This is a genomic window from Streptomyces sp. JLSY215, from assembly GCF_059682825.1.
On sequence record NZ_CM185022.1, the window covers coordinates 7,634,668 to 7,650,464 of the forward strand.

At 71.0% G+C, this 15,797-nt stretch carries 11 protein-coding genes and 2 pseudogenes; 7 read left to right on the plus strand and 6 right to left on the minus strand.

Features of this window, described 5'->3' with window-relative positions; genetic code table 11:
* Positions 1-28 precede the first annotated feature (28 nt).
* The 6 genes and pseudogenes from AC5677_RS33770 to AC5677_RS33795 form a co-directional block, all read left to right on the plus strand.
* A pseudogene (locus AC5677_RS33770) lies at positions 29-367 on the plus strand (transposase); the annotation flags it as partial.
* Positions 368-476: 109 nt separating this feature from the next.
* Positions 477-1,055 carry a TetR/AcrR family transcriptional regulator gene (locus tag AC5677_RS33775; protein WP_497191683.1) on the plus strand — a complete coding sequence of 193 codons (579 nt, stop codon included), beginning with the start codon at positions 477-479 and terminating at the stop codon, positions 1,053-1,055.
* A 169-nt stretch (positions 1,056-1,224) separates the two neighbouring features.
* Positions 1,225-2,157 (plus strand): MBL fold metallo-hydrolase, encoded by a 933-nt coding sequence (locus AC5677_RS33780; RefSeq protein WP_497191684.1) that lies wholly within the window; start codon positions 1,225-1,227, stop codon positions 2,155-2,157.
* A gap of 188 nt (positions 2,158-2,345) precedes the next feature.
* Positions 2,346-2,555, plus strand: a complete 210-nt coding sequence (locus AC5677_RS33785) for a hypothetical protein (RefSeq protein ID WP_497191685.1) — start codon at positions 2,346-2,348, stop codon at positions 2,553-2,555.
* Positions 2,542-3,933: an amidase gene (locus tag AC5677_RS33790; protein WP_497191686.1), complete on the plus strand. Its 1,392-nt coding sequence runs from the start codon at positions 2,542-2,544 to the stop codon at positions 3,931-3,933. Before AC5677_RS33785 ends, AC5677_RS33790 begins: the two co-directional genes overlap by 14 nt.
* A 277-nt stretch (positions 3,934-4,210) precedes the next feature.
* Positions 4,211-4,339: pseudogene (locus tag AC5677_RS33795) on the plus strand (cysteine hydrolase); the annotation flags it as partial.
* A 205-nt stretch (positions 4,340-4,544) separates the two neighbouring features.
* Here the strand turns inward: AC5677_RS33795 and lysX are convergent.
* Positions 4,545-7,859: a bifunctional lysylphosphatidylglycerol synthetase/lysine--tRNA ligase LysX gene (lysX, locus tag AC5677_RS33800; RefSeq protein ID WP_497191687.1), complete on the minus strand. Its 3,315-nt coding sequence runs from the start codon at positions 7,857-7,859 to the stop codon at positions 4,545-4,547.
* A gap of 629 nt (positions 7,860-8,488) precedes the next feature.
* Here lysX and AC5677_RS33805 point away from each other — a divergent pair.
* Positions 8,489-8,683: a hypothetical protein gene (locus tag AC5677_RS33805; protein WP_361321389.1), complete on the plus strand. Its 195-nt coding sequence runs from the start codon at positions 8,489-8,491 to the stop codon at positions 8,681-8,683.
* A 276-nt stretch (positions 8,684-8,959) separates the two neighbouring features.
* Here AC5677_RS33805 and AC5677_RS33810 read toward each other — a convergent pair whose 3' ends face one another.
* The 5 genes from AC5677_RS33810 to AC5677_RS33830 all read right to left on the minus strand — a co-directional run bounded on the left by AC5677_RS33810 (position 8,960) and on the right by AC5677_RS33830 (position 15,706).
* The gene (locus AC5677_RS33810) at positions 8,960-10,201 is read right to left on the minus strand and encodes a phosphodiester glycosidase family protein (RefSeq protein WP_497191688.1); all 1,242 of its coding nucleotides are present in this window, start codon (positions 10,199-10,201) and stop codon (positions 8,960-8,962) included.
* Between the two features lie 143 nt (positions 10,202-10,344).
* Positions 10,345-10,902, minus strand: a complete 558-nt coding sequence (locus tag AC5677_RS33815) for an N-acetylmuramoyl-L-alanine amidase (RefSeq protein ID WP_497196855.1) — start codon at positions 10,900-10,902, stop codon at positions 10,345-10,347.
* Positions 10,903-11,317: 415 nt separating this feature from the next.
* Complete coding sequence (locus tag AC5677_RS33820; RefSeq protein WP_497191689.1) at positions 11,318-12,733, minus strand: family 2B encapsulin nanocompartment shell protein; 1,416 nt, start codon at positions 12,731-12,733, stop codon at positions 11,318-11,320.
* Between the two features lie 109 nt (positions 12,734-12,842).
* The gene (locus AC5677_RS33825; RefSeq protein ID WP_497191690.1) at positions 12,843-14,252 is read right to left on the minus strand and encodes a family 2B encapsulin nanocompartment shell protein; all 1,410 of its coding nucleotides are present in this window, start codon (positions 14,250-14,252) and stop codon (positions 12,843-12,845) included.
* 170 nt (positions 14,253-14,422) lie between these two features.
* Positions 14,423-15,706, minus strand: a complete 1,284-nt coding sequence (locus tag AC5677_RS33830; RefSeq protein WP_497191691.1) for an ROK family protein — start codon at positions 15,704-15,706, stop codon at positions 14,423-14,425.
* Positions 15,707-15,797: the final 91 nt, after the last annotated feature.

The window sequence follows — 15,797 nt, forward strand, 5'->3', positions numbered from 1 at the left end:
CTTGGCTGGTCAGCGGGATGGTGTCGGTATGAGGCTTGGGGAGGTGGAACGGCTCCGGGGTGAGTTGCCGGAGTTCGTTGCCGACGTGTTCGCTTCGTTGCCGCGCCGGGATCAGCGCGGCTGGGGCGGGTGCTATCTGCGGGGCCTGATGCTGGACGGGCGGCGTAAGTCGATCCAGCCGATGGCCGATCGGCTGCCGGACGGGAATATGCAAGCCCTGCAGCAGTTCGTGAATCAGTCGCCCTGGGATCCGCTGCCGGTCAGGCGACGGATTGCCGACAGGCTGTGCAAGGCGATCAGTCCGCAGGTGTGGGTAATCGACGATGTGTCGTTCCCCAAGTGCGGCAGGGCATCGGGCGGAACAGGCGACCCACCGAGGGATTGGACCGCGTGCCACGGCCGACGGTGTGCGAGGGCCACTTCGCTTCCGGCCGACCGTTTCGGCAGACGCAATTTCTTCGCATTAGGCTGTCCCCATGAGTGCCCGAGCGACCACACGCCCCGGCGGGCGCAGCGCCCGCGTCCAGCAGTCCGTACACCAGGCGGTCCGTGATCTTGAGGCGGAGGTGGGGCGGGGAGCGCTGACCGTGCCGCTGATCGCGGCCCGTGCGGGGGTCACGCCGTCCACCGTCTACCGCCGCTGGGGGGACCTGCGGGAATTGTTGTCCGACGTGGCCGTCGAGCGGCTGCGCCCGGATGCCCCGCCGGCCGACCACGGCGGCCTGCGAGCCGACCTGGAGGCGTGGACCGTGCAATTCGCCGAAGAAATGTCCTCGACGCCGGGTCGCACGTACCTCCGCGACGCCCTGCTGGGCGACCCAGGGCAGGGCGGCGCGGTGCGCTGCTCCGACTACGCCGCCGAGCAGTTGAAGGCCATCGGCGTACGCGCAGCCGGGCGCGGGGAGGCCGTGCCGGACTTGGAGACGCTGCTGGACGTCGTGGTCGCCCCGCTGATGTATCGGATCCTGTTCCGCCCCTCGGAGCTGTCCCAGGCGTACGTCGGCCGCTTGGTGGCGGCGGCGCTCGGTCGCGCCGGGTCCCCTTCAGGCACATAAAAGCTAAGGGTTTGCGTTTAGGGTTCTGTCGATCTAGAGTGCTTAAAGCAAAGCAATCGCCTTAAGGGTCCGCGCCACGCCACAGCCGCACACGACCTGACCGGGCCTGTCCTTTCCACAGCACGTCATCCCGCCCGCACCGCCCAGCGCCGCCGAAAGGGCCCTGCCGATGAACCCCGCCACCCCCCGTCAGGCCACCCCCGCCACCAGCACGGGATGGCGCCTCGGCGATATCGTCGTGCGCCGCGTCGACGAGATCGAACTGCCTCGACAGACCGGACCGTGGCTGCTGCCGGACGCCACCAGGGAGGTGCTGGACGAGGCGTCGTGGCTGCGCCCCGATTTCGCCGACGCCGAGGTCCCGCGGCTGGCGAGCCACAGCTTCGCGGTGGAGGCCGGCGGACTGCGGATCGTCGTGGACACCGGCATCGGCAACGGCAAGACCCGTGCCAACCCGGCCTGGAACGGTCTCGACACCGACTTCCTGGAGCGGCTGGCGGCGGCCGGCTTCCCGCCCGAGTCCGTGGACCTGGTGATCACCACGCACCTGCACACCGACCACGTCGGCTGGAACACCCGCCTCGTCGGCGAGGACTGGGTCCCCGCCTTCCCCAACGCCCGCTACGTCACCAGCCGCACCGAATGGGACCACTGGGCCGCCACCGACCTGGATGAGGCCCGCACCCAGATGTTCCGCGACTCCGTCCGTCCCGTCCGCGACGCCGGACAGTACGACCTCGTGGACGTGCCCGAGCAGGGGCACGAGGTGGCGCCGGGTGTCCTCCTGATCCCCGCCCCGGGCCACACCCCCGGGCAGGTCGCCGTCGAACTGCGCGGCAGCGACCGGCGGGCGCTGATCACCGGCGACAGCATCCACCACCCCGTGCAGCTGTCCCACCCCCACGTGCACAGCTGCGTCGACATTGACCCCTCCCAGGCGATCCGCACCCGCGCCCGGCTGCTCGACGGCGTGGCGGACACCGACGCGCTGCTCCTGGGCACGCACTTCCCGCGGCCCACGGCCGGCAGCGTCCGCCGGGAGCAAGGCCGCTACCGGCTGCTCGCCGAGCACGGCGGCGAGATCCCGGCCACCGCTGCCTGACCACGCGGCCGGTGTCCCGCGCCCGGCGGTGTTCGGTGGCCCACGCGCGCGCCACTGAACAGCCGCGCCACAGAACAGCCGCACCACCGAGCAGTCATGGCACCTGCAGGTCGCCTGACGCCAATCCTTGGCCTTTAGCGCCTTCGGGTACTCCGCCGCTCCACTCCCGACCGAGGAAGAGAAGGTCCATGACCACCGTCGAACTCACACCGCCGGAGGCCGCCCGCTGGGCCGCCCGCGCCGGGCTTGTGCTGCCCGCCGAACGCCACGCCGCGGTGGCCGCCGTCGCCACCCACATCCACGGCGTCGTCGCGGTCCTGCGCGAGCTGGACTTCGCGGACGTCCCACCCGCCGCTGCCTACCGCGCCGGACAGGAGCCGCACGATGCAGCCGTATGAGCTGTCCCTCGCGGCCGCCGCGGACGCGATCCGTGCCCGGCAACTCTCCCCCGTCGAACTGGTCGACTCCGTCCTCGGTCGCATCGAGAAAGTGGAACCGCACCTCGGCGCCTACGTCACGGTCACCGCGGAGCAGGCACGCCGGGCGGCGAGCGAGGCCGAACACGAAGCGGCGCACGGCCGATACCGGGGACCCCTGCACGGCATCCCGATGGGACTCAAGGACCTGATCGACGTCGGCGGGATGGCCACCACGGCCAGCTCCCGGGTACGCGCCGGCCACCGCGCGACGGCGGACAGCACGGTCGCCGCGCGTCTGAGCGCGGCCGGCGCGGTCCTGCTCGGCAAGACCCACACCCACGAATTCGCCTTCGGCCTGACCACTCCGCAGACCCGCAACGCCTGGGACCACGGCCGGGTCGCCGGCGGTTCCAGCGGCGGCTCCGCGGTCGCCGTCGCGTCGGGCACCGCGACCTTCGCCCTGGGCACCGACACCGGCGGGTCGATCCGGGTGCCCGCCGCTCTCAACGGGGTGGTCGGCCTCAAACCGACCTACGGTCTCGTCCCCCGCCACGGCGTCATCTCCCTGTCCTGGTCGCTGGACCACGTCGGTCCGATCACCCGCACCGTCGAGGACGCCGCCCTGATCCTGACCGCGCTGGCCGGACACGACCCGCGAGACCCCGCCTCGCTGCCCGTGCCCGCCACGGACTACCGGCCCGGTGCCGGCACGGACCTGACGGGGCTGCGCATCGGCCTGCCGCGCACCTACTACTTCGACAACGTCGACCCTCGTGTGGAGACCGCGGTCCGGCACGCCATCGGGCAGCTGGAAACCCTGGGCGCACGGCTCGTCGAGGTGGACATCCCGATGACCCGCTACATCCAGGCCACCCAGTGGGGCCTGATGGTGCCGGAGGCGGGGGCCTACCACGAGAGCAGCCTGCGCGCGGTCCCCGAGCTGTACCAGGAGGACGTCCGCATCCTCCTGGAGGCAAGCGAGTTGATGAGCGCCGGGGACTACGTACGCGCGCAACGCGCCCGCACGCTCATGCGCGCCGAGTGGGCCCGCATGCTGGAGGAGGTCGACGTGATCGCCGCCCCGAGCGTCCCGATGACCGCTGTCGGCGCCGACGAGGAGACGGTCACCTGGCCCGACGGCACGGTCGAGGGCGTCTCCGACGCCTACGTGCGCCTCTCCGCCCCTGCCAACATCACCGGGGTGCCGGCCCTGACCGTTCCGGTCGGCCACGACTCGGTCGGCATGCCGATCGGCATGCAGCTGCTCGGCCGTCCCCTCGACGAGCCCACCCTCCTGCGGGTCGGCTACGCCTACGAGCAGACACAGCCGGCCCGGGGACTCGCCACGGCGGCCTGAGCGTGGCGCACGGGCGTGCCCTGGCCGGTCACGTGGATCCTTGGCCGGAGCAAGCTGAGCTGCGTTCGGTGATGTGCCGGTTGGCGAGGCTCTCCACCAGGCCGTGCCGGGCGGCGCCGTCCACCACGTATCGCACGAGCTGCCGGCTGAGTGCCTGTGCCCGTCCCGTCCAGCCCGACGGGCGGAACACGACTGTGACCGAGGTTGCATAGGATCCGAAGATCAGAATCCGGCCGGCCGGTATCGACGCCGAACCGACTTCGCTCTTGGAGACGACATGAGCAGCGCCCTCCTCGTGATGGACCTCCAACGAGCCATCGTGGACATCGCCGACGCCGACTCCGCATACCTGCCACGCCTGCGCAGGGCGATCGACGGGGCCCGGGCGGCGAACATCCCCGTGATCTAGCTAGCTGTCGTCTTGCCGATCACGAGCCGTCGTCCTGCCGATCACGAGCCGTCGTCCCGCCGCTCACGAGCCGCTATCCTGCCGATCACGCGGCGAGCCACGGGAATACCACCCGAGCCCGCCACGTTGTGGGCCCGCAGGGGGCGCTCGCATCCCCTACGGGATGTGTTCGACCGCCCCCTAGGGACCGCCCCCCAGGCCCTCAGCGGCGCCGCACCAGCGGGAACGGCAGCGTCTCGCGGATCGACAGCCCGGTCAGGAACATCACCAGCCGGTCCACGCCGATGCCCAGACCACCCGTCGGCGGCATCGCATACTCCAGAGCCTGCAGGAAGTCCTCGTCCAGCTCCATCGCCTCGGGGTTGCCGCCCGCCGCCAGCAGCGACTGCGCGGTGAGCCGCCGCCGCTGCTCCACCGGGTCGGTCAGCTCCGAGTAGGCGGTGCCCAGTTCGGTGCCGAACGCGACCAGGTCCCAGCGCTCGGCGAGCCGCGGGTCGCGCCGGTGCTGTCGGGTCAGCGGGGAGACATCGGTGGGGAAGTCCTTGTAGAACGTGGGGAGCTGGGTCTTCTCCTCCACCAGCCGCTCGTACATCTCCAGCACGATGTCGCCGCGCCCCATCTCCGGCTTCACCGGCACCGCCGCGCGCAGACACAGCCGCCGCAGCACATCCGGTCCGGTGTCCGCGTCGACCTCCTCGCCGAGCGCCTCCGAGATCGCGCCGTAGACGGTCTTGACCGGCCAGAGCCCCGAGATGTCGTGCTCGACCAGCCGGCCGTTCGCATCCGCCTTACGGGCCGTGGCGCTGCCGAACGCGGCGATCGCCGCCCCCTGGATCAGCTCCCGGGTGAGATCCAGCATCACGTCGTAGTCGGCGAACGCCTGGTACGCCTCCAGCATCGTGAACTCGGGGTTGTGCTTGTAGGAGATGCCCTCGTTACGGAACGTCCGCCCCATCTCGAAGACCTTCTCCATACCGCCCACGCACAGCCGCTTGAGATACAGCTCCGGCGCGATCCGCAGATACAGATCGAGGTCGTAGGCGTTGATGTGGGTGTGGAACGGGCGGGCATTGGCGCCGCCGTGGATCTGCTGCAGCATCGGCGTCTCGACCTCGAGGTAGCCGCGGTCGATCAGCCCCTGACGCAGCGCCTGCACGGCCGTGCTGCGCGCCCGCAGATTGTCCCGTGCATCCGTCGACACGACCAGATCCACATACCGCTGGCGGACCTTGGCCTCCGGGTCGGACAGCCCGCGGCGCTTGTCCGGCAGCGGCCTCAGGCACTTGGCGGTCAGCCGCCACTGCGTCACGAACACCGTCAGCTCACCGCGGTCGCTCGCGCCGACCTCGCCCTCGGCCTCGACATGGTCACCCAGGTCGATGTCCGAGCCGAAGCGCTCCAGCAGCTCCTTGCCGCTGCCGTCCCGGGTCAGCGCGATCTGCAGATCGCCCGACCAGTCCCGCAGCACCGCGAACAGCACCCCGCCGTGGTCACGGGTGAGCAGCACCCGCCCCGCGACGCTGACCACCTTGCCGGTACGCGTCCCGGCCTCCAGGTCCGGATACTCGTCCCGTACCTCGCGGAGCGTGTGGGTCCGCTCCACGCCCACCGGATACGGATCGGTGCCGGCCTCGCGCAGCCGCTCCAGCTTGTGATGGCGTACCCGCACCTGCTCGGGCAGCGCGGCCAGCTCCTGCGCGCGCTGCTCCTCTTCGGTGGCCGGGGTGTGCACCAGGCCGAGCTCGTGCAGCGACGGCAGCCCCGCGGTGCTCGCCGGCGCCAGCAGCCGCTTCTTCTGCCCCTTGCCCCACAGCTTGCCCAGGCTCGGTACGGCCACGAAGCCCTCGGCGATACCGGACGCGAGCCCGATCCTGGCCAGCGCGCCGGCGTCCGCGTAGCACAGGAACCGCGGGTACCACTCGGGGTTGTACTTGGCGTTGGAACGGTAGAGGGCCTCCAGCTGCCACCACTTGGAGAAGAACAGCAGCAGCTTGCGCCAGAACTTCAGCACCGGGCCCGCACCGATCCGGCCGCCCTCCTCGAAGGCCGACCGGAAGACCGCGAAGTTCAGCGAGATCCGGCGCACCCCGAGCTGCCCGGACTGGGCGCACAGCTGGGCGACCATGTACTCCATGACGCCGTTCGGCGCGGAGCGGTCGCGGCGCATGACATCCAGCGAGATGCCGTCCGTGCCCCAGGGGACGAAGGACAGCAGCGCCATCATCTTGCCGTCGCCGTCGAACGCCTCCGCCAGCAGGCAGTCCCCGTCGGCCTCGTCGCCGAGCCGGTCCAGCGCCATCGAGAAGCCGCGCTCGGTCTCGGTGTCGCGCCAGGCGTCCGCCCGGTGGATGACCTCCTGCATCTCCTCGTCGGAGAGCGCCGAGTGCCGACGCAGCCGGAAGGTGGCGCCGGTGCGCTCCACGCGGTTGACAGCCTGCCGCGTCACCCGCATCTCGCGGCCGTCCAGATCGAAGTCCTTGACGTGCAGGATCGCCTCGTCGCCCAGCTGCAGCGCACCCAGCCCGGCGCGCGCGAAGGCCTTGGCGCCGTCCTCGCTCGCGCCCATCACGGCGGGCTGCCAGCCGTAGCGCACGGCGACGTCCAGCCAGGCCTCGATGGCCGGACCCCAGGCCTCCCGGTCGCCGACCGGGTCGCCGCTGGCCAGGCAGACGCCGGTCTCCACGCGGTAGGTGACGGCGGCCTTGCCGCTGGGGGAGAAGACCACGGCCTTGTCCCGCCGGGTGGCGAAGTACCCCAGTGAGTCCTGGCTGCCGTAGCGGGCGAGCAGCGCCCGGATACGGGCCTCCTCGTCGCCGTGCAGCGCGGCCTCCATCCGCTGCGAACGGAAGAGTGCGGCGGCGGCGTTCAGCAGCGCGAGCGCACCCAGCAGGCCCAGCACCGAGATGAGCCAGTGCGGCGGATGCCCGTCGAAGTGGTAGCCGGTGACCAGCCCGCCGCAGACGCGGTTGGCGGTCCACAGCAGGCGGTTGCCGCCGCCGGCCGGCAGGGTGCCGGGGAACAGCGAGACCAGCCCCCAGCCGATCAGGATCGCCGCCACCAGCCCGCCGGCCAGCACCCCGATGGCCCGCAGGAACGCCCCGCGGCGGGTGATCGCGTAGAACTCGCGGTGCGCGAGGATCAGCAACACCAGCGCGCCCGTGCACAGCACCACGGAGACCGCGAACTCCCAGTAGCCCGCGGCCAGGAACAGCGCATAGGTCAGGGTGACCAGCACCAGATACGCGACCAGGAACCACAGCGCCACGCGTTTGCGGGCGGCCAGCGCCGCGCCGAGCAGGAAGAGGAACGCGGCGTATGCGAAGTTCGGCGCCACCGGGATGGTGAGCGTGTCCAGCCAGTAGATGACCGGCTCGAGTCCGCGCCGCAAGGGCCCGATCAGTGCTGTCAGGGCGCAGAAGAGCCCCAGCACGCTGAAGGTGATGGCGAAGCCGTTGGGCACACGGCGCCGGAAGCGCTGCCACGCCGAAAGTTGATCCTGGTCCTGCACGGTGCTCATTCCGTCAGATTAGGCTTTTTGGGCTGGGAAAAGGTTCAGCTGCTGTGCGGTTGCTCGGCCATCCTGTCTCCGGTCCGCCGGCCGTGCCGGCTCTCCCCCGTACGAACGATCCGGTGGCCCATCCGTGGCCGGTCGGCCGCCCGTCCCGGACTCGCCGCCACACCGAGGCCCCCGGCCCCGCCGTCCCGGTCCCGCGCGCCCCTCCGGCCCCGCCTTCGCCGCCTGCCCCGCGCCCGCCGGTCCGCTGCGCGACCCACGCCCGCCGAGCGCACCGATACCGATCGGCGACACCGGTACGAGCGCACCCCGGGGTGACCGGCGCGACCGGGCACGGCGAGAAGGAGGGGGCTGGCACATGGGCGGGGCTTTCGTGGAGGGCGCGGGCGCGGCGGGGATGTCTGCCGCTAAGACGGTCAGGGGGGCCGCACCGTTGCCCGGAGTGACGTGATGCGCATCACGCCGCAAGGGGTGCGTGTGGGGGACGGGCCGCCGAGGGGCGCCCGCCGCGCGCCGGTGACATGCAGTGATCACTCGATTGGCGCACCGGGCCGCGAACCGGACATACCCCGAAATACGCCAAACTGGCCACTCATTGCCGTCCGTTCGGGCGGCGGTCGAGGAGGTGCACCATGGCAATTTCCATTTCGGTCGTCCTACTGCTGGTGATCTTGACCGTCATCTTTCTGCGCAGCGGAAAGCTCAAGTTCTCGCATGCCCTGGTGTGCGCCCTGCTCGGCTTCTACCTGGCGAGCAGCAGCCTCGCCCCCGACATCCACCAGGGACTCGCCGGCGCGGCCGACGTGGTGAGCAGCGTACGTCCCTGACGGCGGCCGCCGCCCACCGGAACCCGATCCTCGCCGCTCCGGGGCCGGCCGGCGGCTCGGCCGCCGCCCCGCTCTCCCGGGTCATCCCCGGGTCCGGCTCGGCAGCGTCACCGGCATCGTCGGCGCGGTGGACGGCCCAGCCGCCGTCGTGCCCCACTGATCATGGGTGCCCACTGATCATGGGCGCCGTCCACCGCGGCAAGGGCTACGCCCTCGTCCGGATGCTCCGAACCATCCGCATGATCGGCACGATGCGCATGATCTGCACGGTGCGCATCATCCGAAACTGAACACCCCGACCGCGTTCGGCACCGGCCGCTCCGCTCCGCCCGAAGGATGATTGCGTACGGTCACATCCCGGCTGAAGGGGTCGCGGGTGACCAGCGTCGAGGACCCGCCGCCGTCCAGATCGACCGCATCCCGCGCCCCCAGCCGGCTCATCAGCTCACCCAGCTCACGCACCGTCATCCCGGCCTCCCCGGGCGTCCCGTCCAGCGACATCAGATACAGCACCCGGCCGCCGTCGCCGATGCCCGCCGCGGTACGCACCGCCGGGGCGCTCGCGTCCAGCCCGTCGACCGGCTGCGCATCGCGCACGATCGGGAAACCGCCGACCGCGAACCGCAGCGGCACCGGCCCCCGCCCGATCAGGCGGTGGCTGATGCGCACCGGATCGCCCAGCTGCAGGTTGCGCAGCTGCCGCGCCCCTTCCTCCCGCCCCACCAGAACCACGCTCCCCGGGGCGACCCCGCCCGCGCCCGGCCGGTCGGCCAGCTCCGCCACCCGGCCGCCCCGGACCGTCACCTCCGCGGTCTCCGCGCTGCACGGCGCCGCCCGGTCCGTGTCCGTACCGCAGGTGGCACGCAGCCGGGAGGCCGGGCCCCACAGCTCGGTGTAGGCGCCGATGCCGTCCACCGGCAGTGCGTACTGGTTGAGCCCGCGCAGCGGCAGGGGACCGTCGGGGGTCCACACCGTGCCGCGCAGCGAAAGCCGGTCCAGCCGTGCGCGGTGGTCGTACCCGATGCCGAGGACGTCCTCGGTGGTCGCCCCGGGCGGCATGGCCGGCCCGAACCGCTGCCCGTCGGGCACCGCGCCCTTCAGCCGCCGCCCGGACGAGATGGCCGGCCCGACCGAGGCGCCCGTCGGTTCCACCCCCGGGTGCTGGCTCTCGGTGATATTGAAGAAGTCGCCGTTGACGGCCCCCACCGCGGCCCGCGCGTCGGCCAGTTCGGAGACCGGCGAGCGCGCGCCCACCGCGCCCGGATACAGCAGATCCACCGTCACCCGGGGATCGTCCAGATCGACTGTCAGCAGATGTCCGTGGGCGGTGCCGCGCGGCACCGTCGTCCGGAATTCCCCGTACGCCACACCGGGCGCCACCGGCACCTCGGCCACCTGGCGGAGGGAGTCGCCCGCCGCGGCGGCCTGCGCCCCGCCGGCCACTCCGCCTCCGGCCAGCGCGGCGCAGGCCACCAGCGCCGTGAGTACTATGCGAACACGACCGAATCGCTGTGTCACGAGCCCCCCTGACGTCATGCCAAATGTCTCAGGTGCCGACGACGCTCACTATGACTCGCAGGTGTCGATAATCTGCACACCGGTGGTATGTCCGTCGTGTCGTCCGACCGCGCGGACCGGCCCGCGCGGTCCGACGCCGCCGGTCAGCGGTTCGCCGAGGCGACCAGCTCCATATAGCGTGCCCAGTCCCAGTACTGCCCCGGGTCGGTGTGGTCGGTTCCGGGGACCTCGACATGGCCGATGATGTGCTCGCGGTCCTTGGGGATCCCGAAGCGGTCGCACACCGCGGCGGTCAGCAGGGCCGACCGCGCGTAGAGCACGTCGGTGAACCACTTGGGGTCGTCGATCCACCCCTCGTGTTCGATGCCGATGGTGTGGGTGTTGTAGTCCCAGTTCCCGGCATGCCAGGCGACGTCCTTCTCGCGGACGCACTGGGCGATATAGCCGTCGCGGGACCGTACGACGAAGTGCGCGGCCGCCTTGTGGGCCGGGTCCTGGAAGAGCCTGATGGTGTCGTCGAACGTCTCCTGCGTCACATGCACCACGACCCTTTCGATCGAGTACTGACGAGGACGGTCGGCGGCGGTGTAGTTGGAGGGGGCGGCCGGAGTCCAGTGGACGGAGGGGTAGTCGGCGGTAGCGGCGATGTCGCCCACGTCGCCGACATCTCCGACGTCACCGACATCCGTGGCGTCGGCCATCTCGGGGATTTCGTCGGTGTCGATGTCACCGGTCGGGCCGTCGGGGGGCGGGGTCGCGCGTGCGGTGGCCGCGGTGAGCGGGCCGAGGGCGGTGGCCGCGGCGATCGCGGCGGCGCCGGTGAGCAGACGTCTGCGGGCCGGGTGATGGCGGTCGGGCTCCATGTGAACTCCTGACAAGGGACCGAGAGGTGGTCGCGTACATGTCACGCACATGCGATGCGTTCATCATGCGCAACAGCGCTCGCCCTGCCAAGGGAATGGCCATTTCGCCAATGGGCTCGACCAAAGACGGAACCCCGCAGGTCAGAAAATGGCAGACACCTGATCGGACGTCACCCGGGTGCCGCGCCCCCGGCCCTGACGCAGGGACGGGGGCGCGGCACCCGGGTGACATCGGCCGCCGGTCGGTCGCCGGTCAGTGACCGATCTCTACGTTCTCCAGGATGCCGAGCGCATCCGGCACCAGCACCGCCGCCGAGTAGTAGGTGCTGACCAGGTATTTGATGACGGCCTGCTCATTGATGCCCATGAAGCGCACCGACAGTCCCGGCTGGTACTCGTCCGGAATGCCGGTCTGGTGCAGGCCCACCACACCCTGATTCTCCTCGCCGAGCCGCATCGCGAGGATCGAGCTGGTCTGGTCCGGGTTCACCGGGATCTTGTTGCACGGCAGCAGCGGAATCCCCCGCCAGGCCCGGACCGCGGTGCCCTCGATCTCCGCCCCCGTCGGATAGATGCCCCGGGCGTTCCATTCCCGCCCGATCGCCGCGATGGTGCGCGGGTGAGCCAGCAGCACCTGGGTCTTGCGGCGCCGCGAGATCAGCTCGTCCAGGTCGTCCGGGGTGGGCGCGCCATTGCGGGTGTGGATGCGCTGCTTGAGATCGGCGTTGTGCAGCAGCCCGAACTCGCGGTTGTTGATCATCTCGTGTTCCTGGCGCTCCCGCAGCGCCTCCACGGTCAGCCGCAGCTGCTGGTCCAGCTGGTTCATCGGGTCGTTGTAGAGGTCCGCGACCCGCGAGTGGATCTTGAGTACGGTCTGCGCGACGCTGAGCTCGTACTCCCGCGGCGCCCGGTCGTAGTCGGCGAACGTGCCGGGCAGGGAGGGCTCGCCGACATGGCCCGCGGCCACCTCGATGGCCGCCTCACCGTGCTTGTTCTGCGCCGGCACCAGCGCGGCCCGGAAGTCCTCGACATGCTCGCGCAGCGACTCCGACCGGCCCAGCACCTCTTCGTACTCGGCGCGGGACAGCGTCAGAGCGGTCACCCGCGTGACCGCCCGCACGGTGTGCTCCCACTCCGCTTCCGCCGACAGCAGCGCCGCCGCACCGAGGTGGTCACCGTCGGCCAGCGTCCCCAGGACCGTTTCATCGCCGTACTTGCCGGTGCCGAGCTTGTCGAGCTTGCCGTGGGCGATCAGGATGATGCGGTCCGCCGGCTGGTCCTGCTGGGCGAGCACATCGCCGGGCGCGAACTCGTGCTGGGTGAAACGGCCGGCCAGCGCCTCGAGCGTCGAGGTGTCCGTGTAGCCGCGCAGCGGCGCCATCTCCCGGAGCTCGGCGGGGATGACCCGGACCTCGGCGCCGGTCGTGACGAACTCGACCCGGCCGTCGCCGAGCGTGTGGGTGAGACGACGGTTGACGCGGTACGTACCGCCGGAGACCTGGGTCCAGGGCAGGATGCGCAGCAGCCAGCGGGAGGAGATCCCCTGCATCTGCGGCACGGTCTTGGTCGTGGTCGCCAGCTTGCGCGCGGCGGAGGTGTCCAGGCTGGAACGGTTCTGTTCGATGTCGGACGCCTGCGAGCCGGAGGTCGGATCCACGGATGTGGTCATGGAGAAAGCTCACCTGTTCTGGTCGGTGCTGTGAGTACTGCCGAGTGCTGCTGAATACGGGGAGCGCCTGGCTGGCGGAGTACGGCGGTGCGCGCCGCGGTGGCGGGATTCAGTGACCGATTTCCACGTCGTCGAGGACACCCAGCGCATCCGGCACGAGAACGGCCGTGGAGTAGTAAGCGCTGACCAGGTAGTTGATGACGGCCCGGTCGTCGATTCCCATAAAGCGGACCGAGAGGCTCGGCTCGTATTCATCGGGAATTCCGGTGCGGTGCAGGCCGACGACGCCCTGCTTCTCCTCGCCGGTGCGCATCAGCAGAATGGAACTCGTGCCTTCTTTTGTCACCGGAATCTTGTTGCACGGGAAGATCGGTACGCCGCGCCAGGACGGCAGCGAATGCCCCATGAAATCCACCGCCGTCGGATACAGCCCCTTGGCGGTGCACTCGCGGGCGAACGCGGCGATCGCTTTGGGGTGCGCGAGGAGAAAGGTCGGGTCCTTCCAGACCGTCGTGAGGAGTTCATCCATGTCGTCGGGGGTGGGCGGGCCGCTGCGGGTGTGGATGCGCTGTCGGAGATCGGCGTTGTGCAGCAGCCCGAACTCGCGGTTGTTGACCATCTCGTGTTCCTGGCGCTCGCGCAGTGCCTGGACGGTCAGCTTGAGCTGCTTCTCGACCTGGTTCATCGGGTCGTTGTAGAGGTCGCCGACCCGGGTGTGGGTGCGCAGCACCGTCTGCGCGACGCTGAGTTCGTATTCCCGCGGCGCCAGGTCGTAGTCGACGAAGGTGTCCGGCAGGGTCGGTTCACCGTGATGCCCGGAGGCGATGGAGACCGCCGATTCCCCGCTGGCGTTCGTGGGCAGTACCGGGCCCTGGCCGGCCGTCGCGAGATGTTCCCGCAGGGCGGGGGAGCGTTCGGCGATCTCCAGCGCGGCCTGGCGGGTCAACGTCAGGACCGTCACCCGGGTCACCGCGCGATAGCTGACCTCCCAGGTCACATCGTCGCTGAGGAGCGACGCGTCGCCGAGGTGGTCGCCGCCGGCCAGCGCGGCCAGCACGGTGGCGTGGCCGTACTTGCCGGTGCCGATGCGGTCCACCCGGCCGTGCACGATCAATACCAGCCGGTCCCCGGGCTCGCCGGCCTCGGCAATCACCTCGCCAGGGGCGTATTCCCGCTGCGTGAAGCGTTCCCCCAGCGCGGCCAGCACCTCGGTATCACCGAAATCCCGGAGGGCGGGCAGCTCACGCAACTCGTCCGGGATGATTGCGACGTCCGTACCGGAAACATCGAAGTCGATACGCCCGTCGCCGACGGTGTGCGACAGCCGGCGGTTGACCCTATACGTACCACCGGAGACCTGCACCCACGGCAACAGCCGCAGCAGCCAGCGGGAACTGATTCCCTGCATCTGCGGAGTGGTTTTGGTGGTGGTGGCCAAATTCCGCGCAGCGGTGGTACTCAGGCTTGAATGCGGGGAATCCTCGGCGCTTCCGATTGAGGTCTCGTCGGCAATCGTCACAAGTCCGCCTATCTCTGGAAGGACGCGGTGCAGCCGGAACGGAGCCCCTATTCATGGGAGTTCGTCTCTTCGGCCGCTCACGCAACCGACGATAGTCGCCCTGTTTTAATCAGCACAATCGCTCGAATGGGTGGCATGGAAATCTCTTTCCATGGAAAGGTTTAGCCGATTCAGTACTGGGGAGAGTGTGTCGGGGCACCGGCACTGACCGGATCCTCCAGAACGGTCCGCAATGCCGCATACGCCGCACCGAGCAGCGGCCCGTCCGCGCCCAGCCGGGACACCGCCACCAGGCATTCGTCGGGTCGCGCGGAGGCCGGGGCGATGGCCGTCCGCAGCGCCAACTCTCGCTCCAGGGACGGCAGGACCCAAGGTGCGAGCCCCGCCAGCGCGCCGCCGAGGATCACCGCCCGGGGGTCGAGCAGATTCACCGCCCCGGCGAGCGCGATGCCCAGCGCGGCCCCCGCCTCGTGCAGCGCCCCTATGGTGGCCGTGTCCCCGTCGGCGGCCCGGCGCGCGAGCAGCGCCATACGGGCCCCGGGCCCCGGTTGCCGGGCCGCCGCCTGCTCCGGCGTGAGCCCGCCCGCGCGCAGTACGGCCGCCTCCCCGGCGTACTGCTCAAGGCAGCCCCGGCCCCCGCAGCCGCACGGACGGCCGTCCGGATACACCGGCACATGCCCCAGCTCACCCGCGAAACCCCGGACACCGCGCAGGAGTTGCCCGTCCATGACGATCGCGGCGCCGATCCCGGCCTCCGCCGAGACATGCACGAAGTCCGCCGGCGCCGCGGGTCCGCCGGCGCCGCCGAGCCGGAGTTCGGCCAGCGCGCCGAGGTTGGCCTCGTTGTCGACGGTGAGCGGCACGGGGGCCTCGTACGCCGCTGTCGCGGCGGGTGCGGGGGCGAGCGCGGCGGCCAGCCCCGGGGCGAGATCCGCCGCCCGCCAGCCGAGGTTGGGTGCGTGCACGACGGTCGCCGAACCGCGGGCCACCAGGCCGGGTACCGCGACCGTCAGCCCGGCCGGCCGTAGTCCCTCGGCGGCGATCTCCGCCGTCACCTCCGCCAGCAGCGCGGACAGCCGCCGGAGCACGGGCCCGGGTTCGCTGTGCCGGTTGGCCGAGTCGGTGGCCACCCGGGCCCGGACCGTGCCGCGCAGATCCACCGCGCACACGGCCAGATGGTCGACGCCTATCTCGGCCCCGATCCCCGCCGGACCGCCGTCGCTGACCGCCAGTTCACTCCCCGGCCTGCCCCGCCCGCTGGGTGCCGCCCGCCCCGCCTCGACCAGCAGTCCCAGCCGCAACAGCTCGTCCACCAGCGGTGCGACCCCCGCCCGCGTCAGCCCGATCCGCGCCGCGACCCCTGCCCGGGACATCGTCCCCGCCTCGGCCACGGCCCGCAGCACCCGGGAGAGGTTGCGGCGGCGCAGGGCGCGCTGGGTGTCGGGGGTGGGCACGAAAGGGCTCCTCGGGGACGGATCAGGGTCGGATCAGGGGCGGGTCGAGGTCGGATCGGGGATGAATCGGGGGTGAATCAGGGGGGATCGG